Raw genomic sequence first — 25,141 nt, forward strand, 5'->3', positions numbered from 1 at the left:
GCCTCACCACTTCATCTCGCCCTTGTTGACCTTGGCGCCGATGTCCAGCGCAATGGCCAGGCCCGCGTCCGGGTAGGCCTGCTGCATCGCGCCAACCAGCGCCGCGGCATTGGCCGCCTTGCCCAGCTCGGTCTCGAAGTGGGCCAGGTAGTCCTGCGTCCAGCGCAGTTGCGCGGCGTCCTGCGGCGCGCCGGCCCGGCTGTGGCCGGGGATGACGCGCAGCGGCTGCAGCGCGGCCATCGCGCCCAGCTTGGCGCGCCAGTCGGCGCGCTCCTGCGCGGTCTGCGAGTCGGCCGTCCACACATGCAGGCCGGCGAACACGTTGACGCCCCCGGCGATGGTGCGCAGCGATGGGATCCAGACATAGCTGCGCCCCGGCAGCGCGTCTTCCAGGCCGCGTACCTCCAGCGTCTCGCCTTCCAGTTCGATGACCGGCGTGGCCAGCGCCTCGGGCAGCGGCACGGCCTGCGGCGCGTTGGCGCCCAGGCGCGGGCCCCAGACCTGCAGCTTGGTCGGCAGCGTGGCCGCCATCTTTTTCAGCGTCGGAGCCGTCGCGACGACACGGGCCTGCGGGAAGAACTGCTTCAACAGCCCGACGCCGAAATAGAAGTCCGGGTCGGCCTGGCTGATGTAGATGGTCTTCAACGTCTTCTTGCTGTCCAGCACCATGCCGGCGATGCGCAGCGCGTCCGCGCGGGTGAAACCGGTGTCCAGCAGCACGGCGTCGGTCTTGCCGCTCACGAGCACGGCGTTGACGTGGAAGCTGCCGGCGTCGGCGTTGTAGACCTGCAGGCTCAGCGGCGCCGGGGTGGCCGCCTGGGCGTTGGCGTCGGTGACGTGCAGGCCGAGGGCCGCGAGCGGCAGGGCGAGACGGCGCAGGGTCTTGAGGCTGTTCATGGTGATTCCTGGATGGGTGGCCGAAGCGCCTCACTCTATTTGCGTCGAATAAATAGATAAATGCCGATAGAGTCGATGGTTTGTCAACTCAATCGCGCAAATCATGGACCGCTTGATCGCGATGCAAGTCTTCGTCGAGGTCGCCGAGCGGGGCAGCCTGACCCAGGCGGCCGACGTGCTGGACATGTCCCGCGCCATGGTCTCGCGCTACCTGGAGAGCGTGGAGCGCTGGCTGGGCGCGCGGCTGCTGCAGCGCACGACGCGGCGCGTCAGCCTGACCGAGGCGGGCGCCGGCGCGCTGCTGCGCTGCCGGCAGATGCTGGAGCTGGCCCGCGAGGCCGAGGCGGCCGCCGGCGAGCAGCGCCTGGCGCCGCGCGGCCGGCTGCGCGTGACGGCCAGCGCCTCGCTCGCGCAGGCCCGCCTGGCCGCGGCGATGGCCGACTTCCTTGCGCTGCACCCCGACTGCGAAGTGGAACTCGTCGCGCTGGAGCGCGCGGTCAACCTCGTCGAAGAGCGCATCGACCTGGCCGTGCGCATCAGCAACCAGCTGGACCCCAGCCTGGTCGCCCGGCCGCTGGGGCGTTTCAGCTCCGTGCTGTGCGCGGCGCCGGCCTATCTCGCGGCCGCTGCGCCGCTGGCCACGCCCGAGGACTTGCGCCAGCACCGCTGCGTGACCCATGCCTACGTCAACCGCAACGACTACGCGCTGCAGCACGACGGCCAATGGCTGCGCGTGCCGGTGCGCTCGGTGCTGCAGAGCAATGATGCCGGCGTCATGCACCGCGCCGTGCTGGCCGGCGCGGGCCTGGGCATCCTGCCGGGCTATCTCGTCGATGAGGACCTGGCCGCTGGCCGGCTGCAGCGCCTGCTGCCAGGCTACGAGCCCGAGTCGCACGCCATCCACGGCGTCTACCTGTCGCGCCAGTACCAGCCGCTGGCGCTGCGCCTGCTGCTGGACTTCCTGGCCGAGCGCTTCGCGGCCGGCGTCTAGAAGTTGACGGCCTTGGTCTTGAGGCCGCGCGCTACCAGCGTCGCGTTGATCAATTGCGCCTGCTCGCGGCTCGGGAAGGGCCAGACCGTGGCGCGCCAGCCCTCGGGGGTCTGGATGACGTCGGCCTGCAGTGCGTCCGGGTTGCTGTGGACGCCGACCAGGCCGGCTTTCATCTTGGTCAGCAGCACCTCGGCATCGGCCTTGCTGCCGGGCGGGCCAACCAGCGCGACGGCCGTCTTGCCCGGCGTCTCGGCCAGGCGCACCAGGCGCGGGTCCGGCGGCTCGGCCTTGCTGGCTGCGGCTGCGGGCTTGGGCGCTTCGGCGGAGGGCGGCGCGGTCTTTTCTGCCGGTGATTCCTCGGCCTGGGCGGGCTTGCTGGAGCGCAGCGGCGGCCGCTTGATGCCGTCAGTACGCTCGACCAGGCGCGGCCGGATGTCGGGCGGCGGGCCCTCGCCGGCCGGCTCGCTGGCGCTGGGTTCAACCCCGGACGCCGCCGAGGCTGCTACGGCGGCGGCGTCCGGCCGCGAGGCGGGTGCGGATGCCGGCTCCGCGACCGCGGAGGCAGGCGCCGACGCAGCCGGCACCGGCACGGTCACCTTGGGTTCGGCCGCGTGCTTGGGCCACAGCGCCCAGGCCGCCATGGCCAGCAACGGCACCAGCACGGCGGCGGCAATGCCGACACGAATGGGGTCCCACAGCCGCCTTCCGGCGATCTGTGACGGGATGCCGCGGCCGCTCAACACGCGCGTGCGGCTGCTGTCGACATCGATGCCGGCCGTCATCAGATAGAGCTCGAAGGGCCAGCCGCTGTGGGCGGCGGCCAGCCGCTCGTCGATGACGATGACGCGCCAGGGCTTGCTTTCCGGCGTGGCGGGCGGCTCGGCAAAGCCATGCGCGAGCGCAAAGCGCTCCACGCGCGCGGGGCTCAGCCCAGGCAGGAATTTCTCGTTGAAGGCGCGCCACTGCGTGCGCGGGCGCCGGCTCAGCAGGCGCGCCAACCCTTGCAGGCGCTGCGACCAGACAGCGAAGCGCGAAATCGGCGGCGTGCCCGCCAGTTCGTCGAAGCTGACGGCATCGGTCAGCACGGGCTCCACCAGGCCGCCGGCCTGCGCGGACGCGCGCACAAAGGGCAGGGCCACCACACCGATGGTGTGCACATCGCCCACGGCGATGCGACGCGCGAGCGGGTGGCGGTTGTGCCAGGCAACGATCTGTTCGGCTAGGCGCTCCATGACTCATGGATCATCGCCCAGCGCTGCGCGCGGCAGCCCGCCGAACAGCGCCGCGAACTCAGCCCAGTTGCTTCAGCAGCCAGGCGTTCAAGTCCGCGATCTCCTCGGCGCAGACCGAATGCGGCATCGGGTAGTCATGCCATTCGACGTCGTGGCCCAGCGCCTTCAGCGCGTCGCGGCTGGTGGTGCCGCGGGCCAGCGCAACGATGGGGTCTTGCGTGCCGTGGGCCAGGAAGATGGGCAGGTCGGCATTGGCCGTCGACCGCTCGGCGGCCGTCGTGGCGGCCAGTGGCACATAGCCTGACAAGCCGACGGCGCCACCCAGCCGCTGCGGGTAGCGCAGCGCCGTCATCAGTGCCATCGCGCAGCCCTGCGAGAAACCCATGACGATGATGCGCTCGGCCGCCACGCCGCGTTCGCGTTCGCGGTCGATCAGCTCGGCGATCTGCTGCTGCGACTCGCGCAGGCCGGCTTCGTCCTCCTGGCGCACCAGGTCGGTGACGAGGATGTCGTACCAGGCCCGCATGCGGTAGCCGCCGTTGATGGTGACGGGCCGCTCCAGCGCGTGCGGGAACACGTAGCGGATCGCGCCCAGCGTCTGCAGGCGCAGCTCGCCGCAGATGGGCACGAAGTCAAAGCCGTCGGCGCCCAGGCCGTGCAGCACGATGATGGTCGTGCGCGGGTGGGAGCCGGTCTCGATCTCATGGGTTTCAAGCATGGGGTTTCCAGTTGTCGCGGGTCAGTTCGAAGCGTTTGTCGCCGTGGGCGTCCAGCGCTTCATCGGTCGGCCGCCAGCCGGCGCGGCGGTAGAAGGCCTCGGCGCGCGAGTCGGGCTGCGTGCCCAGGTTCAGGCGTGTCAGGCCTTGCGCGAACAGCCAGTCCACCATGACGTCGTGCAGCACCCGGCCATGGCCCTGGCCGTGCAGCGCCGGGTCGACAAACATCGCCCAGATGTTGCCGTCGCGCGCGTCGCCGATGGAGAAGCCGGCAATCCTGAGGTTCGGGGCCGGTTCGAGCTCGACGACCCAGCCGCGGCCGTACTCCTCCAGGTAGGGGTACAGCAGCGCGTGGTCCAGCCGGCCCGGCGTGAGGCGGTTTTCGGTGACCAGGTAGCGCACGCGCCAGATCTCGTCGGCGTCGTCGCGGGTGGCTTGTCTAAGGCGTGACATGACGTCATTGTCGCGACAGTCGCGGCCACGCTCGCGGGCCATGATGGCGGCCATGGGAAGCCTCTACCTCGTCCGCCACGGCCAGGCCAGCTTTGGCGCGGCCGACTACGACCAGCTCAGCGCCAAGGGCCACGAGCAGTGCCGCCACCTCGGCGCCTACTGGCGCGAGCGCGGCCAGCGCTTCGACGCCGTGTTCACCGGCACGCTGCGGCGGCACCGGCAGTCGCTGGCCGGCATCGTCGAAGGCTATGGCGAGGACTTGCCCGCCACCGCGCTGCCCGGCCTGAACGAGTACGACAGCGAGGCCGTCGTGCGCGCCATCCACCCCGAGCCACTGGGCGCGCCGACCGACCCCGAGATGGTCAAGCAGCATTTCCGGCTGCTGCGCCAGGGCTTGCTGGCCTGGATGCGCGGCGAGACGGCGCCGGCGGGCATGCCCGCGCATGCCGACTTTGCCGCCGGCGTGGCCGACGCGCTGGCCCGCGTGCTGGCGCTGGGCGTGGGCAAGCAGGTGCTCATCGTCTCCAGCGGCGGCCCCATCGCGACGGCCGTCAGCCAGGTGCTGTCCACGCCGCCCGAGACCTTTGTCGAGCTGAACCTGCGCATCCGCAACTCGGCCGTCACCGAGTTCGCGTTCAACCCGAAGCGGCATCACCTGGTGACGTTCAACACGCTGCCGCACCTGGACACGGCCGAGACGCGGCTGCACATCACGCACGCCTGACGCCGGCCTGGCCCGCATGGGCCATTGCCGCAGGTGCCGCGCTGGCTCTTCTGGGCGAAGCGGCGCGGGCCGCGGATCGGCAGCATGAGGGCTCCTCAACTGCTGCCGCAAAACCGTCATGTCCGCACCTCGTCTGCACCTTCTCACCACCGCCATCGCCCTGGTCGCCGCGCTCGCGCAGCCGGCGCAGGCGCAAGGCTTCCAGTTCAGCCAGGGCGGCTATGCCGACGGCGCGACGCTGACCGGCCATTTCGCCGGCAGCGACCTCGACGGCGACGGCTGGCTGTACGGCTACGAACTGACCGAGTTCCAGCTGAACTGGTCCGGCAACCGCGCCGTGCAGGCCTTCAGCCTGGGCTATGACGAACGCGCCGGGCTCGAATTCGAGCTGGGCAACGGCACGCTGTGGCATATGGCCGCCTTCAGCCAGAACGACGAGGGCGTGCGCTTCTTCAGCTTCGACAGCAAGGGCTGGCCGAGCTACATGATCCCGGGCGTCGTCACCGACGAGCGCCTGGGCCTGGTGTCGCTGAGCTGGGAACCGCTGCAGGTCACGGCCGCCGTGCCGGAGCCGCAGAGCGTGGCCTTGCTGCTCGGCGGGCTGGGCGTCATCGGCCTGTGGAGTCAGCGCCGCCGCGCTCGCTGAGCGTCCTCGACAATGGGCGGCTATGGCCGCGCCGTTGTTCACCTCCCTCGTCACGCCGCCGCCCGCGGCCACCGCCCCCGCGCACGAGCGCTTCCTGCACCTCGCCCGCCTGGCGCTGGCCGGCGGCCAGTTCGGCAAGCTGCTGCTGTCCGGCCCGGTCAGCGATGACGAGGACGTGGAGCGCCTGACCGTGCGCCTGGTGGAACTGCGCGGCGAGCCGGCGTTGAGCTTCCTGTGGCGGCACCGCACCAAGGACGTCACCAAGAACCACTCGCCTGAGGCGGGCCTGGCCGCGATCGCCACGCTGCTGGGGGCGCGCTTTCGCAATGCCCATCTGCACACCGCGACCGAGGAGGTGCAGTTCGCCGTCAGCCGCAAGGGGCGCGAGACGCTGCGGGTGACGCGCGTGGATGGCGCCGAGGCGGTCGCGCCGGCCGCGCATGACAAGGCCAAGCACCGCCCGCTGGACATCGCCCACCCGGTCTGGTCGGCGCTGGGGCTGACCCATCTCGTCAAGGGCGAGCCTGCGCTGGTGCCGGCGATGGCGCGCAAGTGGAAGCAGATCAACCGCTTCGTCGAGATCCTGTCCTCGGCGGTCGAGGAGGCCGGCCTGCAAGGCCAGGCGCCTGTCCGCGTGGCCGACTTCGGCTCCGGCAAGGGCTATCTGACCTTTGCCGTGCACGACTGGCTGCAATCGCAGCACATGCAGCCGCGCGTGACCGGCATCGAGCTGCGCGACGACATGGTCAAGCTGTGCGGCGCCATCATCGACAACGAGGGCCTGACCGGCCTGCGCTTCGACCAGGGCGACGTGCGCACGCAGGCCGTGCAGCCGCTGGACGTGATGATCGCGCTGCATGCCTGCGACATCGCCACCGATCACGCGCTGCACGTGGGCCTGCAGTCGGGGGCGAAGGTCATCATGAGTTCGCCCTGCTGCCACAAGGAGCTGCGCCCGCAGATGACGCTGCCGGCCGTGCTGCGGCCGATGCTGCAGCATGGCATCCACCTGGGCCAGGAGGCCGAGATGGTGACCGACTCGCTGCGCGCGCTGCTGCTGGAGAGCCAGGGCTACCGCACCCAGGTGTTCGAGTTCATCGCGCTGGAGCACACCAGCAAGAACAAGATGATCCTGGCCGTGAAGGCGCAAGGCGCCGCGGCCGAGGCGCTGGCGGCGCGCCGGCCCGAGTTGCTGGCGCAGATCGCCGAGATCAAGCGCTTCTACGGGCTGCGCGAGCAGCGGCTGGAGCAGTTGCTGGCGGCTTAGGCCGCATCAGCCCGGCAGGAAGTCGAGCGCGTTCGCCAGCTCGAAGCTGCGCGAGTCGACGGCGGCTGCCTGTAGCTTTCTTGAGCATGGGCGAGCAACGCGGCAGTTCGGATGCCGCGCAGTCTTGGCGTGCCGCCAAGCCCCTCGCCAGCCCGTGGCGACGAATTGCGGACGGCGAGGCGCGAGATGTCGCATGCGCCGCTTGGCAGGTGGCTAACGGCCCAAGGCCATGCAGCCCGAGTGGATCGCCAGCATGTCTGGATGAGGCGGCGTTACGCCGTCGCGTCCGCGTTTGCCGCCCGCAGCGGGTCCGACACTTCCAGCCAGTCCAGGTCGTTCTCCAGCGTGTGGAAGGCGTCGTCGCCGATGTCGCCGGCGTCGCGCATGGCCAGCAGCACCTGGCGGGCGGATTGCAGCGCGGCGCGGTAGCGGTCGTCGTACTCGGCGCCGAAAGAGGCGAACGCGCTGCCGCTTTCGTGCAGTGGCCGGCCCAGGTGCATCTTCAGGTTCTTGCGCACCAGGCTCACGGCGGCGGATCCATCAACGGGCAGCTGCGCAAAGGCGGCTTCCAGCATGCGCTGGCGCGCGGCATGCTCCTCGTGCGCGACGGGGTCGCCGTCCTGCAGGTTCAGCGCGCGCAGCAGCGCCTTCAGCGTGAGCCCCTGGATCAGCAGCGTGCCCAGCACGACGAGGAAGGCTGTCAGCACGATCAGGTCGCGTGCCGGGAAGCCCTCGGGCAGCGCGAGCGCCGCCGCCAGCGTGACGATGCCGCGCATGCCCGCCCAGGAGATCACCAACCCGCTGCCCACCGTGGGCCGCAGCATGGGCCGCGGCGGGTTGAAGCCGTGGCGGCGGTCGCGCCAGCGCACCACCGCGTTGAAGGCCATGTGCCAGACGATGCGCACCCCGATGACCGTCGCCAGCACGGCGGCCGCCACGCCCAGGTATTGCTCCCGCGCGGGCGGCGCGAGGCCGATCAGGATGGGGCGCACCTGCAGGCCGATGAAGATGAAGGCGAAGATGTTCAGCGCGAACACCACCGTGGCCCACACCGCGTTGGTGGGGATGCGGATGCGCGCCGGGATGCGCGCCGGCGCCATGCGCCCCAGCGTCATGGCGAAGCAGACGGTGGTCAACACGCCCGACAGACCCACGTGCTCGGCCAGCTGCCACACGGTGATGGTGCCGATGAACTGCAGGATGATGGCCGTGGGGATGTGCTGCACGCGCTCGAACAGCCGTTGCGCGAGCAGGCCCAGCGCCGGCCCGGCAACCAGGCTGCCCAGCACGGCCAGCAGGAAGGTGGGCGCCACCGCCTGTACCGAGAAGCCGCCGGCCGCGACCGCCCCGACGGCGAGCCGGTAGATCAGCAGCGCACTGGCGTCGTTCAGCAGGCTCTCGCCCTCGAGGATGCCCAGGATGCGCTGCGGCGGGCGCAGGGGCCGCAGCACCGCGGTGGCCGCCACGGCGTCGGGCGGGGCGACGATGGCGCCCAGCGCGATCGCGGCGGCCCAGGGCAGACCCGGCACCAGTGTGTGGGCCACGACGGCCACGGCCGCCGTCGTGAGGCCGACCGCCACGATGACCAGGCCGACCAGCGGTGCCCAGTTGTCGCGCAGGTCCCGCAGCGAGGCGTCGTAGCCGGCGTCCACCAGGATGGGCGCCACGAACAGGGCCAGCACCAGGTCGGGGGGCAGGCTGGGGCTGGGTGCGCCGGGCACCAGGGCCAGCAAGGCGCCGCCGATGGCCAGGAACACGGGGTAGGGCGCACCCACGCGCCGCGCGGTCGCGGCCAGGACCACGGCGGCCACGAAGAGGATCAGGATCTGTTCGAGCGCCGACACCGGCTGGAGTATGGCGACCTCGCCGCGGCAAGGGAAGGCGGGCCGCCCCGTTTCAGCGGCTGTGGCGCCGCCGGGCGATCAGCCCCAGGCAGCCCAGGCCGGCCAGGATCATGGCCCAGCTGCCCGGCTCCGGCACGGCCATCGCGCTGGTGACGAAGTGGCCGTCGGTGGCCGCGCCGTTGGCGGCCGTGAAGCCGTAGAACACCGGCGTGCCGACCAGGCCCAGCTGGTCGAAGTCGACCTGCGCGCTGACGCTGAAGCTGCCCTGGTTGAGATGCTCGATCGTGCCCATCAGCGTGCCCGTGTTGTCGTTGTTGCCGGACGGCGTGTAGCGCACCGCGGCATACCACTGGTAGTCGGGGTCGCGGATGGCGTCGCCCAGGCCCGTCTCGGTGGCGGCCAGCGGCGTTGCCGAGCCGCCCGCCAGGATCTGCAGGCTGGGCGAGACGGGTTCGCCGTCGAAGTGGAAGGTGTCGATCGCGAATGCGACGCTGGCGCTGCTGATGCCGTCATAGCCCAGGCCGGAGCCGGTGCCGCCCACGCCGGTCGCGCTGGTCAGCGTGAAGGTCAGGCCGTCGCCGCGCAGGTCGGTGCTGACGGGGATGAAGAAGTGGAAGTCGAACGTGAAGGCCTGGTTGAAGTCCAGCGCCAGCGCGTCCGGCGCGAAGCCGGCGCCGGCCTGGCCGCCGCTGGCGGGCGGCGTCAGCACGAGGTCGCTGTAGATGAAGCCGTTGCCCGGCGCCTGGTTGTGCGCCGTGGCGCTGCCGAACAGGTGCCAGGTCGTGAAGTCGCGGTAGCTCCAGGCCATGCTGACGCCCTGGTCGGCATGGGCGCAGGCGGCGGTGGCGAGCAGGGCGGCGGCAAGCAGGTGGCGGGCGGTCTTCATCGTGGCGACTCCTCGGGTTGGGAGCCCCAGTCTTGATGCCGCCCGTTAGGCAAACGTTAGCGGCGAGGGCCTGCCGGCCCCCGCGGTCCGGGGGGCTCTTACGGCCGGCGCTGCCGCTGGCGCACGATGAGGGCGATGCCCAGCAGGCCGGCCAGCATCAGCGCGAGACTGCCCGGCTCGGGCACCACGGCGGCCTGCTGGACGCCGCTGAGGTTCAGGCGCCAGAAGCCGCCTTTCTGGTCGTTGGCGTTGATGTCGTAGCCGGGCTGGTTCCAGTCCACCAGCTTGATCGGCGCATCAGCGTCGTAGCTGAAGCCCTGAGGCAGCGTGGTGCCCAGCGCGTCGTTGGAGCTGGCGTTCAGCACCAGGCGGTAGCTGCCGGCGGTGGCGGCCGTGAACTGCAGGCCGGCGTCGTAGTAGCCCGCGCCGGCATGGACGAGGCTGCCGCTGTCGTTGTCGGCGTTGACGAGGGTGCCGGCGCTGGCGAGATACAGCTGCGGGTCGAAGTTCAGGCCCGACTGCCAGGAGTCGGTCCACAGGCTGACCTGCGCGCCCGCGGCGACCTGGAAGTCGATGACGATCTTGTCGTTGTGGTTGACGGCCTGGCCGGAGAAGCTCAGGTCGGCGGCCTGGGCGCTCAGCGACAGCGCGGCGGCGGCGAGAAAGGCGAGGGCGTGCTTCATGTCGGTTCCTTGGTGAGCAGTCATCAGGGCGCCAGGGCCGGCGGGGCGGGGCGCGGCGTCGTCTGGACGGACGCACGCAGGTGGTTCTCGCCGTGCCGCACTTCCCAGGCGGTGGCGAAGGTCTCGATGTTGCTGGGGCTGGCGACGGTGTCCACGTACCACCACTCGCCGACGACGCGCTCGCGGTTCACGTCGACCAGCATGTAGCCGCGCCGCGTCAGCTGCACGTACTTGAAGTGCGGGTTGTAGAACTTGATCGCGCCGGCGATCGCGCCCGTCGTGTCGGTGTCGATGCCGGGCGACGTGACCGAGGTGCCGACGAACTCGACGCCCAGCGAGCCGGCGCCGGTCGTCTTGTCATAGGCCGCCGGGTTGTAAGGGTTGGGGTGCAGGTCGGCGGCCCAGCTGCTGTGGATGTCGCCGGTCAGCACAACGAGGTTGTCGACCTGCGCGTGGCTGGCGTCGCCCTTCAGCGCCGCGTACAAGCGGTTGCGGGCCGGCTCGTAGCCGTCCCACTGGTCGCTGTTGATGAAGTACAGGCCGGGGTCGGTGGCCTGGTTGCTGCCGGGGGCCTTGAGCTGCGCAAACATGACGCCCTGGCCCAGCAGCTTCCAGCGCGCCGGCGTGCTGCGCAGGCGGCCGACCAGCCAGCTTTCCTGGGCGTCGCCCAGCAGCGTGCGGCTGGCGTCGCCGTAGCCCGGGTCGCTCGTCGCGAAGCCGGCGCCGAAGGCGGTGGCATGCGTGGCCGTCGTCAGCTGTTCGGAGCGCGCGCTGATGCGTTCCTCCAGCATCAGCAGGTCGGCCAGGTCGCCGTAGGCAAAGCCGCGGTGGTTGTCGCGCAGCCTGTTGACGTCGACCGGGCGCACCGGCATCCACTCGTAATAGGCCTGCATGGCGGCGGCCACGCGCGCGCTCCAGTCGCCTTCGCTGCCGGGCTGGTGGTTCTCGGCGCCGTCCTTGAACGCGTTGTTGGCGGTCTCGTGGTCGTCCCAGATGGCGATCAGCGGGTGCTGGCGGTGCATGGCTTGCGAGTCGGCGTCGCGCTTGTACTGCGCATGGCGCAGCCGGTAGTCCGTGAGCGTGACGATCTCGTGGGCCGGCTCGGTCGCGCGCACATTGCCGTACTGGGCGGTGCCGTACTCGTAGAGGTAGTCGCCCAGGTGCATGACCAGGTCGAGGTCCGCCCGCGCGGCGATGCGGGCGTAGGCGTTGAAATAGCCGTAGGCGTGGTTGGAGCAGCTGACCACGGCCATGCGCAGGCTGCTGGCGCCGGTGGTGGGCAGCGTCTTCGTGCGGCCGACCGGGCTGGCTGCGCCCTCGGCGCTGAACTGGTAGTAGTAGGTCGTCGCCGGCTTCAGGCCGGCGGCGTCCACCTTGACCGTGTAGTCGCGGCCCGGGTTGGTCTTGGCGCTGCCGCGCTGCACGACCTGGCTCAGTGCCGGGTCGGTGGCGATGACGTAGCTGACGGTCACGGCCGGCTTGGCGGCGGGTGGCGTCACGCGTGTCCACAGGATGACGCGATCGGCGAGCGGGTCGCCGCTGGCCACGCCGTGCTGGAACACCGTGCTGCCGGCCGCCTCGGCGGTGAGCGGCAGCAGCGCGGGCGCGGCCACCAGCGCCACGGTGCCGGCGCCGGAGCGCTTGAAGAAATCGCGGCGGCTGCTGCCGGTGCGTGCGGGCTGGACTTTGGTGGGGCGACCCATGGCTGACCTCGGTGGTTTGGCCGCGACTATCGCGACGGCGTTTGACGGCACTGAGTCAGCAAAACCATGAGCCGGACCATGACCTGCGCCACCTATCATTTCGCGCCATGGCTCTCGCCCACACCAAGACCCGCGCACCCCGCCCCCGCGAAGGCCTGCTGCTGCCGCGGCCGGCGCTGCTGCACGCGGTGCGCCAGGCGCTGGACGAGCAGCGCGTGCTGCTGATCTGCGCGCCGGCCGGCTACGGCAAGACGGCGCTGCTGACGCAGGCCCTGGCCGCGCAGGCCGACGCCACCGCCATCGCCTGGGTGGCGCTGGACGAAGGCGACGACCTGGGCCGCCTGCTGGACTGCCTGTTCGCCGCCTTCGAGCCCTATGACCCGCCCTGGCGCACGGCGCCCGAAGGCCTGCGCGACGCGGCGCTGCGCGGCGGCACCGAGGTCGTCACGGTGGCCGACGCGATGCTCAATGCGCTCGAGGCCTGCGAGGTCGAGCGCGGCCTCATCGTGCTGGACGACGCCCACCACCTGGTCGATGCGGCCTCGCTGCAGTTCCTGGACCGCTGGCTGGCGCGCATGGGCTGGCGCTGGCGGCTGGTGCTGGCGGCCCGCCACGAGCCGCAGCTGCGGCTGGCGCGGCTGCGCGCCGCGGGCGAGCTGGCCGACCTGGGCCCGGGCGAACTGGCGCTGGCGCGTGACGAGGTGGGGCAGCTGGCCCAGGCCGCCGGCCTGGATGAGGCCGCGGCGGGCGAACTCTTCGAGCGCAGCCAGGGCTGGCCCGCCGGCCTGCGGCTGGCGCTGGGCATGAACCCCGGCGGCCAGCGTCTGCCCGCGGCCATCGACCGCGCCACCTTCGACTACCTGGCCGCCGAGGTGCTGGACCGGCTGGACGCCGGCCTGCGCGGTTTCCTGCTGCGCACCAGCGTGCTGCACGAGCTGGACGCCGCGCGTTGCCAGGCGCTGGGCGAGGACGCCAACGCGGCGGCCTGGCTGGCCGAGATGGAGCGGCTGTCGCTGTTCGTCACGGTGGTCGACCTGGCGCCGCACACGCTGCGGCTGCACCAGCTGTTCCGCGACATGCTGCAACAGCGCCTGCGCCAGGAGCAGCCGGACCTGCACCGCCAGCTGCTGGAGCGCGCCGCCGTGCTGGAGACCGACGCGCTGCGTCGCCAGGGCCTGCTGCTGGCCGCCGGCCGGCCGGAGCATGCCGCCGAGCTGCTGCTGGGCGACGGCGCGCTGCTGATGAACCAGCTCGGCGCGCAAGGCCTGCTGGACCTGACGCGCCGCTTCGAGCCCCAGTTCGCCGAGTCCAGCCCCGAGCTGCACCGGGTCAAGGCGCTGGCGCTGTGGGTGCTGTGGGAGGCGCAGCAGGCCGAGTGGCATCTGAGCCGCGCCGAGGCGCTGTTCGACGCGCGTGGTGACGAGGCCGGGCTGCGCGCGTCGCGCGCCCACCGCAGCATCCTGCTGATCGCGCAAGGGCGCCTGAACGAGGCCGAGGCCTTGCTGCGCGACCTGGACCCGTTCGCCCTCAGCGGCGAGCTGCGCCGCATGACGCTGCTGGGCCGCGCCTGGCATGCGCTGGAGAGCTGCCGCTTCGACGCCGTCGCGCCGCTGTTCGACGCCCTGGTCACCGAGCTGCTGCAGACCGCGTCGCTGGAGGCCTGGTACACCGGCTCGCCGCCGCCGCGCCAGATCAGCTGCCTGGGCATGGCGCCCGTGGTGGACCGCTGGTACCTCGGCGCGATGCAGGTGCTGGGCGATCGGCCGTTGCCCTTCGGCGTCAACGCCCACATGGCCCAGGCCTGGAACCTGTTCTGGCAGGGCCGCCTGCCCGAGACCCAGCAGCTGCTGGCGCGCGCCGAGGCCGATGCGGCCTGGTTCGGCCGCCTGGTCATCGCGCGCAACCACGGCCAGGCGCTGCACGCGATGCTGGACCTGATCGCCGGCCGCCACGACGAGGCGCTGGAGCTGATGCGGCTGCGCCTGGCCGAGCATGTGCCGGGCTATGGCGCCTGGGGGCAGTGGCATGCCAGCTTCTTCATGGCCCGCGTGGCCGCGGCCGGCGGCAACCGCGCGGCGCTGGCCGAGGGCCTGGAGYGGCTGGCGCGCGTGGGCGCGGACCTGCCCGACCTGGCCATGCCGCACCGGCCGCGGCCGCTGCTGGGCCTGCAGGCGCAGCTCGCCGCGCTGGATGGCCGGCGCGACGAGGCCATCGCCGCCTGGCGCGGGCTGCTGGCCGACGGCGAAAGCGGCGACCTGCTGGGCCAGATGGCCGAGGCCCGCGTGCGTCTGGCGGCCGCCTTGCTGGAGGGCGGCGACCGCGCCGCCGCGGCCGAGGCGCTGGCGCCCGCGCTGGCACGCCGCGAACCCGGCGGCCTGATGTGGGCCGTGCCCCGGCTGCTGCAGATGGCGGCGCAGGACTGGGGCGACCTGCTGGACGCCGCCGACCTGGCCCGCCTGCGCGGCTGGGCCGACGCCCTGCGGCCCGCCACGCTGGCCGCCGCTGCTGACGCGGCCACGCCGCTGCTCGACGAGCGCCTGTCGCAGCGCGAGGCCGAGGTCATTGCGCAGATCGCCGCCGGCGCCAGCAACAAGCACATCGCCCGTGCGCTGGACCTGAGCCCCCACACCGTCAAGCGGCATGTGGCCAATATCCTCGACAAGCTGGGCCTGAACTCACGCGGCGAAGCCGCCGCGTGGTGGCGTGACCGTCAGGCCTCCACCAGGCCCGGCACGCTGGCCTGACCCAGCGCCCGGCACAGCTTGGCCCAGGCGCTGTCGTTCAGCAGCGGTCGCATCGCCGCCATGACGGCGGGCTGAACCTGCGGCGGCAGGCCGCCCAGCACCAGCGCGCGCTCGGCCGGGGTCAGTGACGGCACCATCCAGCGCAGCGTCTCGCTCATCTCGCGCGGGCCCAGGCTGGCCAGGATGCGGCCGTGCAGCGCGTGCAGCTCCTCGTCGCTGTAGGCGGCCCACAGCGCCTGGTTGTGGCGGCTTTCCTCCATGCCCATGTGCTCGAAGTTGTGGGCCACGAAGCCCGCGAGGCGCCGATACAGCCGTTGCGCGGTGGCAGCCGACGGCATGGCGCGCAGCGCGGCGGATTCGGCGCGCAGCGCGGCGATGACATCCAGCTGGTCGTCATGCTCGGACTCGATGGCCGCGCTGGCGCCGGCGCGCCGGGCCTCGATGGCCGGGTGCATGAACTCGTTCTCGCGCTCGATGTGGTGGCGGGCCGCGTCCAGCAGCGCATCCAGCTGGGCCAGGCCGCTGGCCAGGTCCAGCGGGTCGTCGATGTCCAGGCGCGAGATCGTCATCAGCGTGTCGCACATGAAATGGCGCAGCGCCTTGTGGATGTGGGCGTAGAGGTCGAGGCGGGCGGGGGTGGTGGTCATGCAAGGCTCCTGTTGAGGCCGCCAGTGTTCCGGCCGGCGCCTTTGCTGCCATCGCTCTGACGGGCCATGCCCGATGGGCCATGCCATGACCGACGTCATGGCTCTTCGGTGCCGACCGCGCTGGCCCGTCAGGGCGATGCCCGGGCGGGGGCCGCTCGGCACAGTGCGAGCCATGCACCGCCTCGCCTTCATCCTGCTCTGCACCGCCGCCCCAGCCTGGGCGGCGCTGCCCGAGCGCCTCAGCCAGACCGGCCTGGGCGAGGCCAGCGTGCGTGCCTTCGAGCCGCGCTTTGCGCTGTGGTCCGACGGCGCGGCCAAGCGGCGCTGGATCGCGCTGCCGCCGGGCACGCAGGTCGATGCCAGCCAGCCCGACGCCTGGCACTTCCCCGTCGGCACGCGGCTGTGGAAGGAGTTCAGCGTCGCCGGCCGCCCGGTCGAGACGCGGCACTTCGTGCTGGGCGCGGACGGCCGCTGGGAGTTCGCCAGCTATGTCTGGCAGGGCGCCGACGCGGTGCGCGCGCCGGCCCGCGGCCAGACGCTGGCGCTGCCCGGCGGCAAGCGCTATGAGATCCCGTCGGTGGGCGACTGCATCGCCTGCCACGGCGGCGCGCGCAGCCCGGTGCTGGGCTTCGCGGCGCTGCAGCTGGGCCCGGCCGTGCCGGCACTGCTGCGCGAAGGCCTGCTGCGCGGCGCGCCCCCCGCCTGGGCCACACAGGCGCCGGACTTCGTCGCCACCAGCCCTGCCGAGCACGCCGCGCGCGGCTACCTGCACGGCAACTGCGGCCACTGCCACTTCGACGGCGGCGTGCCGGTGCCGCTGCGCCTGGCGCTGGACGTCGGCGGCCGGCCGGCGCCGGTCGATGCCGCCGCCGTGCTCAGGCGCGCCGGCACCCGCAACCCCTATCAGCAGATGCCGCCCCTGGGCACCCGCGAGATCGACAGCCAGGGTCTCGCGCTGCTGCAACACCACTTCAACCCGGAGGTCCGTCCATGAAAGCCTTGATCCCTTTGCTCATCCTGCTCGCGGGCAGTGCTCACGCCGCCGACCGCATCGAGCGCGGCCGCTACCTCGTCAACACCAGCGGCTGCATGGACTGCCACACCGCGCTGAAGATGGGCGCCAACGGCCCCGAGCCCGACATGGCGCGGCGGCTGGCCGGCCACCCGCAGGAGCTGGTCATCAGCGCGCCGGTGGCCGCGCCGCCCGGCCCCTGGATGGCCGTCACCGCCGTCACGGCGACGGCCTTCTCCGGACCCTGGGGCGTCAGCTTCACGGCCAACCTGACGCCCGACGTCGAGACCGGCATCGGCCGCTGGAGCGAGCAGGACTTCGTGCAGACGCTGCGCACCGGCCGCCACCTGGGCCGCGGCCGGCCGGTGCTGCCGCCCATGCCCATTGCCGTCTACAGCCAGATGACGGACGACGACCTCAAGGCCGTGTTCGCCTACCTGAAGTCGCTGCCGCCCATCCGCAACAAGGTGCCGGAGCCGCTGGCGCCCGTCCAACCCTGACCCCCAAGGAGTTCCCGATGAAGCATTTCAAATCCGCCGCCCCGCTGGGCCTGTTTTCCGCCCTCGTGTCCGCCCTGGGCCTGGTGGCCGCCGGCGTGCTGAGCCTGCCCGCCGAGGCCTTTGCCGCCGCGTCGCCCTGCGAGGACAAGGCCGCGCTGCAGCGCCGGCTGGACGACTTCGATGCGCGCTGGAACGCCAGCGACGCCTGGGGCCTGACGGCGCAGTTTGCGATGGACGGCAGCCTGGGCGCTGCCAGCGAGGCGGGCCGCCAGGCGGTCTACCGCGAGCTGGTCGAACGGCTGGGCCGCGCGCAGCAGCCGCGCCAGACGCGCGTGCTGCGGGCCACCGACGTCGGCCAGGCCTGCCTGGTGGATGTGCAGGTGAAGACCGGCGAGCGCAGCGAGGCGGGGCTGTTCCTGCTGGCCCTCAGCCGCGAGGGCGGCATCGTCGCGATGCGTTGAAGACCAACACCTTGGCGTGCCGCATGGTTCACCCAGGCCCTGCGCCTTGCAGCAAGGTTTCAGCGGCCGAGATTCGGGTTGACCCTGATCCGGCACCCGAACACAATCGCGACCCCTTCACTGACGGCTTTGCCATGAATCCAGCACCTAGTTGCTGGCCTTCGCCGTCCAGTCTGTAGCTCTCGACCTTGCGTCGGGCCGGCTGCACCTCGGGCGGTGGGGGCTTTGACGACCTTCCACTTCCCGGGACAGCGGGCCTTCCCGAACGGCGTTCTGCCGCGCGGCTTTCTTCCCGGACACCTTCGTGACCCTGCGGCTCCAACGAGTCGCCGCATGCTTCCGCCGTGTCCGCAGCACGGCGGCGGGGAGACACCCGTGCAACAACGCATCATCAGCAACGCTTTCCTGTACCGCGCATTCCTGAACGCCCGTGGCAGGCTGCCCGACACCAAAGCCCTCGCCCGGCGCCTGGGCCCTGGGCTGATCACCGGCGCCGCCGACGACGATCCCAGTGGCATCGCCACCTATTCGCAGGCAGGCTCGCAGTTCCGCTTCGGCCTGGTGTGGACGCTGCTGCTGACCACGCCGCTGATGATCGGCATCCAGATGCTCTCCGCCCGCATCGGCTGGGTGACGGGCCAGGGCCTGGCTGCCAACATCGCCAAGGTCTGCCCGCGCTGGCTGACGATGGGGCTGGTGGCCCTGCTGGTCGTGGCCAACACCATCAACATCGCCGCCGACATCGGCGCCATGGCCGAGGCCGCCCGCATGCTGATCGGTGGCTCGCGGGTGCTGTTCATCGTCGCCTTCGGCGCGCTGTGCGTGCTCGGTCAGGTGTGCTTCTCGTACCAGCGCTCGGTGCGCATCCTGAAGTGGCTGACGCTGGCGCTGTTCTCGTATTTCGCCGTCGTCCTGGTCGTCCAGGTGCCCTGGCGGCAGGCCACGGTCGAATCGCTGCAGCCCTGGGCCTTCTTCCCCGCGGATGCCAGGCTCAGCGACTACGCCAGCATGGTGGTGGCCATGCTGGGCACCACCATCAGCCCCTATCTGTTCTTCTGGCAGGCTTCGCAGGAGGTGGAGGAGATGCAGACCCGGCCGCACGCGGCCGAGCTGCGGCGGGTGCCAGCCTATGCACAGGAGCACCTGTTCCGCATCAAGCAGGACACCTACATCGGCATGTCCTTCTCCAACGTCATCGCCCTGTGCATCGTGCTGGCCACGGCCGTGACGCTGAACATGCACGGCATCACCAACATCCAGACCTCCGGCCAGGCAGCCGAGGCGCTGCGGCCGGTCGCCGGCGAATTCGCGTTCGCCGTGTTCGCGCTGGGCATTGTGGGCACCGGCCTGCTGGCCGTGCCAGTGCTCGCGGGCTCAGCGGCCTATGCGGTCAGCGAGGTCTTCGGCTGGAAGGCCAGCCTGGCCCATGGCTTCCATGAGGCGCGCGGCTTCTACGCCATCATCATGGCCGCGACAGGCATCGGCGCGCTGATGAGCGTGTTCGAGCTGGACCCGATCAAGGCGCTGGTGTGGAGTGCCATCGTCAATGGCGTCATCTCGGTGCCCATCATGGTCGTGATGATGTGGATTGGGCAGTCACGCCCCGTGATGGGTGACCTGACGATATCCAGGCGCCACTGCGTCTTCGGCTGGGCCGCCACGGGCGTCATGGCCGTCGCCGTCGCGGTCATGTTCCTCACGGCGTGAACGCTTGGCGCTGCGCTCTGCAAAGCGTCACACAACTTCGACCATCATGCGCACGACGTTGCGCATGCAACCGGCGCCTTGGTCCCGCAAGGCGCCGCTCCACGCGCGCCGGAGAATCCCATGCACTTCGCCTTGCTGGCCTGGCCGGCACCACGCCGCCCTATCCAGACCTCTGTGTTGACGCGCCGTTGGCGCCATGTCGAACGGTTTCGCGGCAGCCTTGCCGACTGGGTCAAGACGATGCTGGCTTCGGCAGCGGGGCTGCTTTGCCCGGCGTCTGGCCATGCGGCAGGAGGCCACCATGCCGTCGACGACGCTTCCATTCTTGACCCGGGCCAGTGCCAGGTCGAAACCTGGCTTGAACAGGGGCACCAGCATCAACTGCAGCATGCCGGCCCGGCCTGCCGCGTGCTCGGGCTGGAGCTCGGGTTGAACCTGGATCGGTCGGCAACGAAGGGCGAGCCGGTGCTGCGCAATGCCGGTCCTCAGGTCAAGTGGGCGCAGGAAATGCAGCCGGGCTTGAGCTGGGGTTTGGTGTGGTCCGCCACCTGGCAGAACAACTCACCCGGTTTTGCCGGGCAGGCGCTTTTGCTGCCGTTGAGCTGGTCGCCCCGTGAGGACTTGACCCTCCATTTCAATGTGGGCCGTGATTTCCATCGACGGGCAGCCGACCTCAGCCGCTACGGGATGGCGCTGGAATGGCAGCCCACACCCAAGTGGCAAGGCCTGATCGAGCACTGGGACGACGGCATGCGAGCCCACCATCGCGTCGGCGTGCGCCATCTGCTGAACGAAAGCCTTTCGGTCGACATCAGTCGCGCTCAGCCGCGGAGTCGCTCGGGTGAGGCCTGGTGGAGCTTGGGCTTGAACTGGGCCTTCTCTCGCTGAGCACGCGCGCCGTGGCGTGAACACCGGATGGCAGCCAGCGCGAAGGCCAAGGAAAAAGCCCCGCCCGGCTGGGCCGGTCGGGGCGCAAGAGCGCTTCACGCCGCCCGGGACTCGCACCTTGCGGTGCAGTAGGGCTGCGGCGTGCATCACAGCGCAGGCGGCCGGTCGCGGGCGGCACGGTGAGGTGCTGCGGGCGGGCCGAAATCTTTGTGCTCGTCGTCGCGGGCGGCTCGCGTACCGCCTCGCACAGGGGCCGCAAACGTTGCCGGGGGCCTTGCACTGGTGACGGGCTGAATCATCGGCGGTCAGCCCCGGTTCGAAACGGCGAAGAGCCGGGGCAGGCGGGCGTTTATCCGCGCGAGTCACGCGGCTCACCGTATCAGTGGCTGTGTGCCGCCGAGGCCGACGGCTTGACGATCAGCCGCACCGCAGGGGCGCCGGGCGCGGGTTGGCCGGCGGCCGGGATGTCGGCCCAGTGCCATTCGCCCTCGGTGCAGACCTGCCGCACCTTGAACCACAGCGGCCCAGGCTCGGCCGGCAGCGTCGCGCGCAGCACGAACTCGTCGTACCAGGCGTCGGGCAGCTGGTCGGCCTCGCTGCGCGCGGTCCAGCGGATCTCGGCGGCTTCGTCGGTGACGGACTTGCCGTGGCTGTCGTACGGCTGGGCCAGCGGCGCGCGACGCACGCTGAGCGTCCAGCCAGGCTTGGGCATCGGTTTGGCGCCGCGCAGGCCGGCGGGCAAGGTGACGACGATCTCCTTCGTCGCCGCGCCGCCCGCGCAGCCGTGGCCCACGCGCAGCACGGCCTTGTAGGGCTTGCCGGCCTCCGCCTCGGGTTGCTCCAGCGTGATGTGAGCCTGGGCGCCGGTGGCGGCGGCCAGCAAAAGCAGTGCGATGGGTTTCATAGGTCGAAGCGCAGGTTGGCCAGCCAGGTGCGGCCGGGGTAGGGGTGGAAGTTCCAGTACTGGGCGTTGTTCAGGTTGTCGACGCCGGCGGTGGCGCTCCACTGGCGGTTGATCTGCCAGTGCAGTTTCGCGTCCATCGTGAAATAGCTGGAGAAGCCCTGGTAGGCGCGGCCATGGTCGTCGGCATTGTTCAGGTTGCCGTATTGCGTGCTGCCGTAGCGGGCGCCGAGGCTGGCGTGCAGCGACGGTGTGACGGCGTGGCTCAGCAGCGCGCTGGCGCGCCACCGGGGCACGCGCGGCTGCTGTCGGCCCAGCGTGTCGCCGGGCGTGCTGACGAAGCCGTCGTTGGCCTTGATGCGCGAGTCGGCGTAGGTGAGGCTGGCCTGCCAGCGCAGCGCCTTCGTCGCGTCGCCGGAGCCCACCAGTTCCAGCCCGGTGGTCTGGACGCGGGCGATGTTCTGCACGCTGCTGACCGACTGGCCGTTGATGACCGAGGTCTGCGCATAGAGCGCATCGTGCGTGGCTTCGTGGAAGAGGGTTGCGCGCAACTGGGCCGCGGCACCGCTGTACAACGCGCTGAGTTCGCGCGTCCAGCCGCGCTCGGGCCTGAGGCCGGGGTTGGTGGCGGGGTCGGCCTCCACGTAGGCGCCCGTGCTGCTGACGCCGCCCTGGAACAGTTCGCCCACCGTCGGCCAGCGCACCGCGCGGCCCAGCGACAGGCGCAGGTCGACGTGCTCGCTGAAAGCCCAACCCAGCGCCGCCTTGGGCGACCAGGCGGTCTCCTGGCGGTGGGCATAGCTCACCGTCTGGCCGCTGGCGGCCGTCTTGCTGCCGTGGCTGGCGCGCCAATGCTCATGGCGCAGGCCCAGCACGGCGGTCAGGCCGTCGCGCAGCGTGATCGCGTCCTGCGCAAAGGCGCCGCGCAGCCGCGTCTCACCGTTGAAGGCGGTGAAGGGCGTCAACGTGCCGCCCTGCAGCCAGTCGCTGGCGTTGACGACGCGCTGGCGCCAGACGTAGCCCTCCTGCTGCAGCCCGACGTCCAGCGAATGCGCGTCACCGGCCTTCCAGTTGGCCTTGGCCGCGAGCGTCGTCCAGCCGCTGCCGTCCAGGCTGGTCACGCGGCCGGCGCCGCCGCTGCGGGCCAGCGGCTGGGCGCTGCGGTCCTTGGCGTAGTCGTAGTGGCTGGCGGCCAGCTCCCAGTTCAGCCCGCTGGCGGCCTGGCGCTTCAGCGTGGCGCCGACGATGCGGTGCTCGGCCTCGTCGTGGCTGAGGCCGAACTCGTTGGCCGTCAGTGTGTAGCCCTGGCCGGCGATGCTGACCGGGCCGGCGAACACCGGCTGCCCGGCCGCGTCGCGCAGCCAGCTCCGGCTGCCGCCGTCGGCGGTGTTGCGCCACAGGCCCAGCAGCGCCTGGGCGCGCAGTTCGGGCGACAAGTCCCACGCGGCACGCAGCTTGGCCTGGTCTTGCACGGTGTGCATCTGCGTGGCCGAGCCCAGCAGCCACCAGGGCGTGCCGAAGCGGTCCAGCCCGGCGACGGCACCGGTCACGGCGACGGCGTTGGCGGCCGGCGCGGTGCTGGCAACGGCGCGGGTCGGGAAGGTCAGCGGCTGGCCTTCGTTGTCGCTGCGCGCCAGGCTCAGCCACCAGCTGACGGTGGCGCTGCCGCTGCCCAGCGATGCGCTCAGGCGCCGGCCCTGGTAGCGTGCGCTGTCGCCGCCGTAGGCCCAGCGCTGCTCGTACAGGCCGGTCTCCACGTGGGCCTCGAAGGCCTGCGCGCGGCGGGTCTGGTAGTCCACGACGGCGCCCATCGCGTTGCCCGAGTAGGCGGCGGAGAACGGGCCGTACAGCACGTCCACGCGGGCGATCTCCTCCGGCGCCACCAGCCCCCAGCGCGGCGTGAAGGCCGCGCCGTTGCCGAGCAGGTTGGCCAGCGGGATGCCGTCGACGAAGACCAGCGAGCGCGCGCTGTTGCCGGTGCCCGAGGCGCGCGTGGACAGCACCGCGTGGTTGTAGTCACCGGGGTAGCGCTTGCGCACCAGCAGGCTGGGCAGGTACTTCAGCGCGTCCTCGGCGTCGGTGGCGTTGATGCTGCGGGAGATGTCGGCGGCGGTCAGGCCCTCCAGCGTGGTCGGGATGACGGTGGGCAGGGAGGTGGCGGCGCTGCCCTGCACGCGCACGAGGCCCAGGGCCTGGCGGGGGGCGGCCTCGGCCGGTGTGGCGGCGTGCGTGTCGGGGTCGCACTCGTCGCAGGCGAGGGCAGGGAGGTTGGCGGCCAGCAGCGTGGCGGCCAGCGCGAAAGGCGTCTTGTTCATGAAGTGCCGAGAACGGAGTCGGCCGTGCAGGGTGCGCGGCGTTACCCGCCGATGACCGGCGGGCAGGGCGGTGGACTCAGCTCAGCGAGGGTGGCGCGCGCGCCGCGGCGGGGCGCCAGGCGTGGGCCGTTTGCGGCGCGCGCCAGAAGCGCTCGGGGGCGGCGAAGGTGAGGTCGTTGCGCAGCGTCGCCGTGTCGGCGGGCGCGGGCGGCGTGGCCAGGTCGGCCCAGCTCAGGTGGCAGGCCGCGCAATGGCCGTGGGCCAGCAGGTCCAGCGCCTTCTGCACCGGCTGGGGTTCCTGGGCCTGCGCGCTGTTGGCGGTGGGCGCGCGGCAGATGTCCTGCCAGGCGCTGAAGTCACCGCGCGCATGCGCCAGCGCGGCGCTGATGCCCGGCGCCAGCAGCCCCAGCACCAGCACGGCCAGCAGCCACCAGGACTGGCGGCGTACGCGGGCGCGATGCAGGGTGGGCATGTCTCGATTCTAGGCAGGGTGCGGGGCTGCCTAAGATCGCGGTCGGCCGGAGCCTGATGCAACGCGCCAAGGGGGAGACATGAACGACGAACTGCAACGACGCGTCCTGCTGGCCTGGGCCGGCCTCACGGCCCTGGGCAGCGCCAGCGCCGCACCGGCCGACGAGGCCAAGGTGCCGCCACCGCCGCCGCTGGAACACGCGGCCGCCGACGCGCCGCTGGGGCAGACGCTGGACGGCAAGGCCGTGCGCTTGAACGACTTCGACGGCAAGCCGGTCATCGTCTTCTTCTGGGCCTCGTGGTGCCCGTACTGCCGCAACGAACTGCCGATGCTGGAGCGCCTGCAGACGGCCACTGGCGAGCGCATGCGTGTCATCGCCATCAACGTCGAAGAGCGCGCCGTCTTCAAGAAGATCCACCGCGCGCTGGCCGACACCAGCAAGATGCTGCACACCTTCGACCCGGGCGAGGTCAGCGCCAAGGCCTTCAGGAAGCCGACTTCGCTGCCTTACACGCTGGTGCTGCGGGGTGACGGGTCGGTCGCGGCGCGGCAGTCGGGCTGGGGCGATGGCAGCCTCGAGTACATCGTCGAGCATGTCAACGCCGCGTTGGCGGCCGCCAAGAAGGCGACTGGCTGAGGCCGAGCGGGGCGCCGGTCAGAACCGGTGCCGCATGCGCACCGAGAAGCTGTTGCCGCTGGACAGCCCGGCGACCTTGTCGCTCATGCCCCTTACGCCGAAGTCGCAGGGGTCACGTCGGCGCGTCCACCATCCTGGGGTTGTGCTTGTCGGCGTTGCAGTCCGACACTGGGGCGATGGATGCGACCGCCGTACCGCCCCCCAAGCCCTGGCCCGCCCGCGTGCTGGGCTGGATGGGCGCGGAGGCGCCCAAGCTCATCGCCAGCGTCGTCGTGCTGGTGCTGGGCTTCTGGATCAAGGACTCGGTGGACCTGGCCATCAAGCAGCGCCAGCTGGATCTGTCCTACACCAAGGAGATGCTGGGCCTGCTGCAGAAGCTCACCGAGGAGGAAGACCTCGGCAAGCTGAATAACAACGCCGTCGTGCTGGCCTCGTTCGGCGAGCCCGCGCTGCCGGCCTTGCTGATGGAGCTGCGCCGCCCCGACCTGCACGCGGTGGCCGCCACGCGCGGCCTGGAGGCCATGGCCGTGCGCGAGCCGCAGACGCTGTGCCGGGTCTTGCCACCGCTGCTGCTCAAACGCAACCAGCATTACGACATCGGCGCGCACCGCACGCTGGTGACGCTGATCGGCGACAACGGCTGCGCCAAGGCGCTGCCGCAGCTGCGCCGCTACCGCGACCTCGTTAACGCGGCGGTGGCCGGCAAGCCGGACGCGCTGCGCGAGCGCATCGGCGGCGAGATCGCCGCGCCAGCGGAGGCGTTTCCGCGCCTCAAGCAGACGGTGGACGAAGCCATCGCCAACCTGGAGTGATCC

At 71.5% G+C, this 25,141-nt stretch carries 24 protein-coding genes; 12 read left to right on the plus strand and 12 right to left on the minus strand.

The window, feature by feature from the left end:
• Positions 1 to 3: 3 nt before the first annotated feature.
• On the minus strand, positions 4 to 897 hold the full coding sequence (locus AC1D29_RS11265) for an MBL fold metallo-hydrolase (RefSeq protein ID WP_477897228.1): 894 nt from the start codon (positions 895 to 897) through the stop codon (positions 4 to 6).
• 103 nt (positions 898 to 1,000) lie between these two features.
• Between AC1D29_RS11265 and AC1D29_RS11270 the strand changes: the two genes are divergently transcribed.
• The gene (locus AC1D29_RS11270; RefSeq protein WP_477897230.1) at positions 1,001 to 1,888 is read left to right on the plus strand and encodes a LysR family transcriptional regulator; all 888 of its coding nucleotides are present in this window, start codon (positions 1,001 to 1,003) and stop codon (positions 1,886 to 1,888) included.
• Here AC1D29_RS11270 and AC1D29_RS11275 read toward each other — a convergent pair.
• Genes AC1D29_RS11275 through AC1D29_RS11285 form a run of 3 tightly spaced genes read right to left on the minus strand, consistent with a single transcriptional unit; the run spans position 1,885 to position 4,289 of the window.
• Complete coding sequence (locus AC1D29_RS11275; protein WP_477897232.1) at positions 1,885 to 3,120, minus strand: hypothetical protein; 1,236 nt, start codon at positions 3,118 to 3,120, stop codon at positions 1,885 to 1,887. The genes AC1D29_RS11270 and AC1D29_RS11275 overlap by 4 nt on opposite strands.
• 58 nt (positions 3,121 to 3,178) lie before the next feature.
• Positions 3,179 to 3,838, minus strand: a complete 660-nt coding sequence (locus tag AC1D29_RS11280) for an alpha/beta hydrolase (protein ID WP_477897234.1) — start codon at positions 3,836 to 3,838, stop codon at positions 3,179 to 3,181.
• Positions 3,831 to 4,289 carry a GNAT family N-acetyltransferase gene (locus AC1D29_RS11285; protein ID WP_477897236.1) on the minus strand — a complete coding sequence of 153 codons (459 nt, stop codon included), beginning with the start codon at positions 4,287 to 4,289 and terminating at the stop codon, positions 3,831 to 3,833. The genes AC1D29_RS11280 and AC1D29_RS11285 overlap by 8 nt, the downstream gene beginning before the upstream one ends.
• 52 nt (positions 4,290 to 4,341) lie before the next feature.
• Between AC1D29_RS11285 and AC1D29_RS11290 the strand changes: the two genes are divergently transcribed.
• The 3 genes from AC1D29_RS11290 (at position 4,342) to AC1D29_RS11300 (ending at position 6,926) form a co-directional block, all read left to right on the plus strand.
• The gene (locus AC1D29_RS11290; protein WP_477897238.1) at positions 4,342 to 5,013 is read left to right on the plus strand and encodes a histidine phosphatase family protein; all 672 of its coding nucleotides are present in this window, start codon (positions 4,342 to 4,344) and stop codon (positions 5,011 to 5,013) included.
• Between the two features lie 118 nt (positions 5,014 to 5,131).
• Positions 5,132 to 5,659 carry a PEP-CTERM sorting domain-containing protein gene (locus tag AC1D29_RS11295; RefSeq protein WP_477897240.1) on the plus strand — a complete coding sequence of 176 codons (528 nt, stop codon included), beginning with the start codon at positions 5,132 to 5,134 and terminating at the stop codon, positions 5,657 to 5,659.
• A 34-nt stretch (positions 5,660 to 5,693) separates the two neighbouring features.
• Positions 5,694 to 6,926 (plus strand): class I SAM-dependent methyltransferase, encoded by a 1,233-nt coding sequence (locus tag AC1D29_RS11300; RefSeq protein ID WP_477897242.1) that lies wholly within the window; start codon positions 5,694 to 5,696, stop codon positions 6,924 to 6,926.
• Positions 6,927 to 7,198: 272 nt separating this feature from the next.
• Here the strand turns inward: AC1D29_RS11300 and AC1D29_RS11305 are convergent, their stop codons facing one another.
• From AC1D29_RS11305 to AC1D29_RS11320, 4 genes are all read right to left on the minus strand, one after another.
• Positions 7,199 to 8,770, minus strand: coding sequence for a cation:proton antiporter (locus AC1D29_RS11305; RefSeq protein ID WP_477897244.1), 1,572 nt, complete (start codon positions 8,768 to 8,770; stop codon positions 7,199 to 7,201).
• 52 nt (positions 8,771 to 8,822) lie between these two features.
• On the minus strand, positions 8,823 to 9,656 hold the full coding sequence (locus AC1D29_RS11310; RefSeq protein ID WP_477897246.1) for a PEP-CTERM sorting domain-containing protein: 834 nt from the start codon (positions 9,654 to 9,656) through the stop codon (positions 8,823 to 8,825).
• Positions 9,657 to 9,754: 98 nt separating this feature from the next.
• A complete protein-coding gene (locus AC1D29_RS11315; RefSeq protein WP_477897248.1) occupies positions 9,755 to 10,339 on the minus strand; it encodes a DVUA0089 family protein in 585 nt (194 codons plus the stop codon).
• Positions 10,340 to 10,362: 23 nt separating this feature from the next.
• Positions 10,363 to 12,042, minus strand: coding sequence for an alkaline phosphatase D family protein (locus AC1D29_RS11320; RefSeq protein ID WP_477897249.1), 1,680 nt, complete (start codon positions 12,040 to 12,042; stop codon positions 10,363 to 10,365).
• A 107-nt stretch (positions 12,043 to 12,149) separates the two neighbouring features.
• On the opposite strand from AC1D29_RS11320, the gene AC1D29_RS11325 reads away from it, so the two are divergent.
• Positions 12,150 to 14,786 carry a winged helix-turn-helix domain-containing protein gene (locus AC1D29_RS11325; protein WP_477897251.1) on the plus strand — a complete coding sequence of 879 codons (2,637 nt, stop codon included), beginning with the start codon at positions 12,150 to 12,152 and terminating at the stop codon, positions 14,784 to 14,786.
• On the opposite strand, the gene AC1D29_RS11330 is transcribed toward AC1D29_RS11325, so the two are convergent.
• Complete coding sequence (locus tag AC1D29_RS11330; RefSeq protein ID WP_477897253.1) at positions 14,753 to 15,433, minus strand: hemerythrin domain-containing protein; 681 nt, start codon at positions 15,431 to 15,433, stop codon at positions 14,753 to 14,755. The genes AC1D29_RS11325 and AC1D29_RS11330 overlap by 34 nt on opposite strands.
• Positions 15,434 to 15,605: 172 nt before the next feature.
• On the opposite strand from AC1D29_RS11330, the gene AC1D29_RS11335 reads away from it, so the two are divergent.
• The 5 genes from AC1D29_RS11335 to AC1D29_RS11355 all read left to right on the plus strand — a co-directional run bounded on the left by AC1D29_RS11335 (position 15,606) and on the right by AC1D29_RS11355 (position 20,001).
• Entirely contained in the window at positions 15,606 to 16,427 is an 822-nt protein-coding gene (locus AC1D29_RS11335; RefSeq protein ID WP_477897255.1) for an SRPBCC family protein, read from the plus strand.
• Positions 16,424 to 16,945 (plus strand): c-type cytochrome, encoded by a 522-nt coding sequence (locus AC1D29_RS11340; RefSeq protein ID WP_477897257.1) that lies wholly within the window; start codon positions 16,424 to 16,426, stop codon positions 16,943 to 16,945. The genes AC1D29_RS11335 and AC1D29_RS11340 overlap by 4 nt, the downstream gene beginning before the upstream one ends.
• 17 nt (positions 16,946 to 16,962) lie before the next feature.
• Positions 16,963 to 17,406, plus strand: coding sequence for a hypothetical protein (locus tag AC1D29_RS11345; protein WP_477897259.1), 444 nt, complete (start codon positions 16,963 to 16,965; stop codon positions 17,404 to 17,406).
• 375 nt (positions 17,407 to 17,781) lie between these two features.
• Positions 17,782 to 19,113 carry an NRAMP family divalent metal transporter gene (locus tag AC1D29_RS11350; protein ID WP_477897261.1) on the plus strand — a complete coding sequence of 444 codons (1,332 nt, stop codon included), beginning with the start codon at positions 17,782 to 17,784 and terminating at the stop codon, positions 19,111 to 19,113.
• A gap of 120 nt (positions 19,114 to 19,233) precedes the next feature.
• Positions 19,234 to 20,001: a hypothetical protein gene (locus AC1D29_RS11355; protein ID WP_477897263.1), complete on the plus strand. Its 768-nt coding sequence runs from the start codon at positions 19,234 to 19,236 to the stop codon at positions 19,999 to 20,001.
• A gap of 379 nt (positions 20,002 to 20,380) precedes the next feature.
• Here AC1D29_RS11355 and AC1D29_RS11360 read toward each other — a convergent pair whose 3' ends face one another.
• The 3 genes from AC1D29_RS11360 to AC1D29_RS11370 all read right to left on the minus strand — a co-directional run bounded on the left by AC1D29_RS11360 (position 20,381) and on the right by AC1D29_RS11370 (position 23,689).
• Positions 20,381 to 20,905 (minus strand): YcnI family copper-binding membrane protein, encoded by a 525-nt coding sequence (locus tag AC1D29_RS11360; protein ID WP_477897265.1) that lies wholly within the window; start codon positions 20,903 to 20,905, stop codon positions 20,381 to 20,383.
• Positions 20,902 to 23,217: a TonB-dependent receptor gene (locus AC1D29_RS11365; protein WP_477897267.1), complete on the minus strand. Its 2,316-nt coding sequence runs from the start codon at positions 23,215 to 23,217 to the stop codon at positions 20,902 to 20,904. Before AC1D29_RS11365 ends, AC1D29_RS11360 begins: the two co-directional genes overlap by 4 nt.
• Positions 23,218 to 23,293: 76 nt before the next feature.
• Positions 23,294 to 23,689, minus strand: coding sequence for a DUF2946 family protein (locus AC1D29_RS11370; protein WP_477897269.1), 396 nt, complete (start codon positions 23,687 to 23,689; stop codon positions 23,294 to 23,296).
• A gap of 79 nt (positions 23,690 to 23,768) precedes the next feature.
• Here AC1D29_RS11370 and AC1D29_RS11375 point away from each other — a divergent pair, with 79 nt between their 5' ends.
• Together AC1D29_RS11375 and AC1D29_RS11380 are read left to right on the plus strand one after the other, a co-directional pair.
• A complete protein-coding gene (locus AC1D29_RS11375; protein ID WP_477897271.1) occupies positions 23,769 to 24,326 on the plus strand; it encodes a redoxin domain-containing protein in 558 nt (185 codons plus the stop codon).
• A gap of 176 nt (positions 24,327 to 24,502) precedes the next feature.
• The gene (locus AC1D29_RS11380) at positions 24,503 to 25,138 is read left to right on the plus strand and encodes a hypothetical protein (protein ID WP_477897273.1); all 636 of its coding nucleotides are present in this window, start codon (positions 24,503 to 24,505) and stop codon (positions 25,136 to 25,138) included.
• Positions 25,139 to 25,141: the final 3 nt, after the last annotated feature.

This window comes from Roseateles sp. P1_C6, assembly GCF_056406315.1.

Excerpts from the sequence above, each read along its gene's own strand:
- AC1D29_RS11265 (WP_477897228.1), bottom strand. The coding sequence starts at position 897 with ATGAACAGCCTCAAGACCCTGCGCCGTCTCGCCCTGCCGCTCGCGGCC.
- AC1D29_RS11270 (WP_477897230.1), top strand. The coding sequence starts at position 1,001 with ATGGACCGCTTGATCGCGATGCAAGTCTTCGTCGAGGTCGCCGAGCGG.
- AC1D29_RS11275 (WP_477897232.1), bottom strand. The coding sequence starts at position 3,120 with ATGGAGCGCCTAGCCGAACAGATCGTTGCCTGGCACAACCGCCACCCG.
- AC1D29_RS11280 (WP_477897234.1), bottom strand. The coding sequence starts at position 3,838 with ATGCTTGAAACCCATGAGATCGAGACCGGCTCCCACCCGCGCACGACC.
- AC1D29_RS11285 (WP_477897236.1), bottom strand. The coding sequence starts at position 4,289 with ATGTCACGCCTTAGACAAGCCACCCGCGACGACGCCGACGAGATCTGG.
- AC1D29_RS11290 (WP_477897238.1), top strand. The coding sequence starts at position 4,342 with ATGGGAAGCCTCTACCTCGTCCGCCACGGCCAGGCCAGCTTTGGCGCG.
- AC1D29_RS11295 (WP_477897240.1), top strand. The coding sequence starts at position 5,132 with ATGTCCGCACCTCGTCTGCACCTTCTCACCACCGCCATCGCCCTGGTC.
- AC1D29_RS11310 (WP_477897246.1), bottom strand. The coding sequence starts at position 9,656 with ATGAAGACCGCCCGCCACCTGCTTGCCGCCGCCCTGCTCGCCACCGCC.
- AC1D29_RS11315 (WP_477897248.1), bottom strand. The coding sequence starts at position 10,339 with ATGAAGCACGCCCTCGCCTTTCTCGCCGCCGCCGCGCTGTCGCTGAGC.
- AC1D29_RS11320 (WP_477897249.1), bottom strand. The coding sequence starts at position 12,042 with ATGGGTCGCCCCACCAAAGTCCAGCCCGCACGCACCGGCAGCAGCCGC.
- AC1D29_RS11330 (WP_477897253.1), bottom strand. The coding sequence starts at position 15,433 with ATGACCACCACCCCCGCCCGCCTCGACCTCTACGCCCACATCCACAAG.
- AC1D29_RS11335 (WP_477897255.1), top strand. The coding sequence starts at position 15,606 with ATGCACCGCCTCGCCTTCATCCTGCTCTGCACCGCCGCCCCAGCCTGG.
- AC1D29_RS11340 (WP_477897257.1), top strand. The coding sequence starts at position 16,424 with ATGAAAGCCTTGATCCCTTTGCTCATCCTGCTCGCGGGCAGTGCTCAC.
- AC1D29_RS11345 (WP_477897259.1), top strand. The coding sequence starts at position 16,963 with ATGAAGCATTTCAAATCCGCCGCCCCGCTGGGCCTGTTTTCCGCCCTC.
- AC1D29_RS11355 (WP_477897263.1), top strand. The coding sequence starts at position 19,234 with ATGCACTTCGCCTTGCTGGCCTGGCCGGCACCACGCCGCCCTATCCAG.
- AC1D29_RS11360 (WP_477897265.1), bottom strand. The coding sequence starts at position 20,905 with ATGAAACCCATCGCACTGCTTTTGCTGGCCGCCGCCACCGGCGCCCAG.
- AC1D29_RS11365 (WP_477897267.1), bottom strand. The coding sequence starts at position 23,217 with ATGAACAAGACGCCTTTCGCGCTGGCCGCCACGCTGCTGGCCGCCAAC.
- AC1D29_RS11370 (WP_477897269.1), bottom strand. The coding sequence starts at position 23,689 with ATGCCCACCCTGCATCGCGCCCGCGTACGCCGCCAGTCCTGGTGGCTG.
- AC1D29_RS11375 (WP_477897271.1), top strand. The coding sequence starts at position 23,769 with ATGAACGACGAACTGCAACGACGCGTCCTGCTGGCCTGGGCCGGCCTC.
- AC1D29_RS11380 (WP_477897273.1), top strand. The coding sequence starts at position 24,503 with ATGGATGCGACCGCCGTACCGCCCCCCAAGCCCTGGCCCGCCCGCGTG.